This is a genomic window from Dethiosulfatibacter sp. (assembly GCF_983023055.1).
This window is the reverse complement of sequence record NZ_CEZJXU010000022.1, coordinates 1-3,065: the sequence shown is the minus strand read 5'-3', so window position 1 is coordinate 3,065 and position 3,065 is coordinate 1. Positions and strand designations below refer to the sequence as shown.

Annotated in this window: 2 protein-coding genes, 1 pseudogene and 1 riboswitch; all 3 genes and pseudogenes read left to right on the top strand. The window is 37.2% G+C overall.

Annotation, left to right across the window (positions count from 1 at the left end; translation table 11 throughout):
* Positions 1 to 1,084, top strand: a pseudogene (locus AC3AX0_RS01960) (amidohydrolase); the annotation flags it as partial.
* On the top strand, positions 1,071 to 2,354 hold the full coding sequence (locus tag AC3AX0_RS01955; protein WP_487548621.1) for an AfsR/SARP family transcriptional regulator: 1,284 nt from the start codon (positions 1,071 to 1,073) through the stop codon (positions 2,352 to 2,354). The pseudogene AC3AX0_RS01960 and the gene AC3AX0_RS01955, both read left to right, overlap by 14 nt.
* Positions 2,355 to 2,454: 100 nt before the next feature.
* A complete protein-coding gene (locus tag AC3AX0_RS01950) occupies positions 2,455 to 2,802 on the top strand; it encodes a RidA family protein (protein WP_487548620.1) in 348 nt (115 codons plus the stop codon).
* A 69-nt stretch (positions 2,803 to 2,871) separates the two neighbouring features.
* Positions 2,872 to 2,972: riboswitch (SAM riboswitch) on the top strand.
* Positions 2,973 to 3,065 lie beyond the last annotated feature (93 nt).

Below are 3,065 nucleotides of genomic sequence, written 5' to 3'. Positions count from 1 at the left end.
ATATTGATGGAATAGCAAGGGATGAAAGGAATCTTCCCCTGGGGTATTTCACAGGAAAGGCAAGTGCATTCATAAGGAACAGGATGTTTGGATATCTTAAGGACGACCTGAGGATGAGGGGTCTCGAAAAGGCTGTCAGGTATGCTGTGTCCAAGGGAGTAACTTCCATAAACACTATGGAGGGTGGATTTACTTTTCATGAAAAGGATGTAAATTTCATCATTGAAAACAAGGACAAGCTTCCCATAGATGTGAAGTTGTATTTTCAGACCTTTGATTTGAAGAAAATATTCAAGTACAATCTTAAATGCATGGGTGGAGATATATTTATTGACGGGTCTTTTGGTTCAAGAACGGCGGCTATTTCTTCAGATTACAACGACTTCGACACAAGGGGAGAACTGTATTTCAATAGTGGAGAGCTCAACTATTATGTTGGAGAAGCCCACAGAGAAGGTTTACAGATTGCTCTTCACGCCATAGGAGACAGGGCCATAGAACAAGTGTTGGATGCTTATGAAAATGCCCAGCTCATATATAACAGGAAGGATCACAGACACAGAATCGAGCATTTTGAGCTGGCTACAAAAGAACAGGTAAGAAGGGCAAAGGAGCTTGGACTAGTCATATCCGTACAGCCGACATTTGAATACTACTGGGGTAATGAGGATGGCATGTATGAAAGAAGACTTGGAAAGGATCTTGCATCAAAAACAAACAATTTTAGATACATGATAGACAATGGTCTAATTCTCTGTGGAGGTTCCGACAGCGATGTAAACGAAATTAATCCGATTCTTGCCATTCATTCCGCAGTGAACCATCCAAAGAAGGAACATTCAATTGAAGTTTTTGAAGCTCTTGGAATGTTTACAGTCAATTCTGCCTTTGCTTCGAAGACCATTTGAAGGGAAGTTTAGAAAAAGGAAAATATTGTGATGTGACAGTTCTTGACAAGGACATTCTCGAAGTAGACAAGGATAGAATAAAGGATATCAAGGTAGTTGCCACATTAAAGGAAGGCAATATAATATTCTGCAGTGAAGACTTCAATTTGCGAGGTGATTGCAATGACAAGGTCTAGGGTTGAAATCTCTGTCCTTGGTAATCCCCAAGTTGTTTTTAACAGCAAAGACATAACGGGTAAGTTAAGCACAAAATCCTTGGGAATATTATGCTATATAGCTGCAAGTGAAAGTATTAATAGAGAAAAGTTGGCATTCATGTTCTGGGAGGAAAGCAGCGAGGAATCTGCAAAATACAATCTTAGATATAATATATGGAGTATGAACAAGCTATTCAAAAATGAAAACCTTGAAAATCCCCTTATTCTGTCTGAAGGAAGCAGGATATGTTTTAACGGGGAATATGAAGTTGTATCAGATATTGAAGTTGTTGATGATCTTTATTCTAAAAAAGAAGGTAAGGCAACCATATGCAGGCTTAACAGAATGAGAGAAATTTACAGGGGCGAGTTTCTTGAGGGATTCTACCTTAAGGGGTGTTTTAAGTTCAACGACTGGATTTTCTTTGAAAGAGAAAATTATCAAAAAAAGTATATTGGTTCATTGAATAAGCTTCTTGACATATTCAAGACTGAAAAGAACTATATTGAAGGGATTATTGTGCTGGAAGAGCTCATAAGGTTAAATTCATTGGACGAAGACCTATATGTGGACCTTATGAAGCTTTACATGGACATGGGGGACCGAACATCGGCTATGAAGCAGTATGACAGATGTACCCATATACTGAGGGAGGAACTCAATATTTCTCCAAAGGAATCCACGAAAAATCTCCTTAAGATTATCAAGGAGACGAAATATGGAAACCCGGCGGAGTATAAGGACAGAGGTACAGCAGATATTGTTCTTTTAAGAAAGGATGAACTCAAGAAGATTGCTGATGGTGTAAAAACTCTGGAAGGCCTGGTTATTACTACTGGATGCATTCCTATGGAGGGTCTTGACTACAACTATCTTGCATCATTGGTTGATGAGATAATCATAAGTTGTAAAAGCGATATTCTTGAAAAAATTGACATGTGGGTTTGGAAAGATTTGGGAAGAATAAGTTTAAATGCATTGAAATATTCAAAGGGAGAGATTTCAGCTCTTAGTACGGAAACAGAAAGAAATAGGATTTACCAGTCCCTGCTTGAAATGCTCATGGTTGTATCAAGAGAACTCAAAGTTAATATAATTGCTGAAAATCTGCAATACATGGATAGGGCTTCTTTTGGATTCATAAAATATCTTCTTTTTAGAAAAGGAGAACTTGATTTCAATCTGTACTTTACCTGCGATGAAGACGATTGTAAGATAATTGAGCTTAAAAGATTTTTCGATATATAACTTCCTTTCACAAACCTTGTAAAGATAAATTTCTTCAAGTATAATTAAATAGTTGAGGAAATATTAGAATTTAATTTAAAGATTGAACTTGGAGGATACAATGGGAATAAAAAGATATGAAGGAACTGGAAGAATGAGCCGTGTCGTAACACATGGAGATACTGTCTATCTTTGCGGACAAACCTGCGGAGAAGATGTAGACATAAAAGAGCAGACAAAGGTGGTACTTGAGAAGATAGAAAATCTGCTTAATGAATATGGATCTGATAAGAATCATATCCTTTCTACTACAATATATTTAAAGGATATATCCATGTTCAAGGAAATGAACGAGATATGGGATGCATGGGTAACTGATGGTTTTGAGCCTGCAAGAGCCTGTGTTGAAGCAAAAATGGCAAGAGATTCAATTCTTGTTGAAATGACAGTAACTGCAGCCTTGAAATAGTAATAATTTTTGAAAAACAGTTGACAATTGAGTCAATAAGATTTAAGATATATGAAAATATAAAACTGTGACTTATCACGAGAGGTGGAGGGAATGGCCCTTAGAAACCTCGGCAACCTACGCATATGCGCAAGGTGCCAATTCCTACAGTGAAAACTGGAAGATAAGAAGATGATGGAATTCAATCCGCTTCTTATTAAGGAGCGGATTTTTTTATAGCTTAAGAAAGTTAAAATATGCATAACCCCTTGAAGCGTTGGTGT

Excerpts from the sequence above, each read along its gene's own strand:
- AC3AX0_RS01955 (WP_487548621.1), top strand. The coding sequence starts at position 1,071 with ATGACAAGGTCTAGGGTTGAAATCTCTGTCCTTGGTAATCCCCAAGTT.
- AC3AX0_RS01950 (WP_487548620.1), top strand. The coding sequence starts at position 2,455 with ATGGGAATAAAAAGATATGAAGGAACTGGAAGAATGAGCCGTGTCGTA.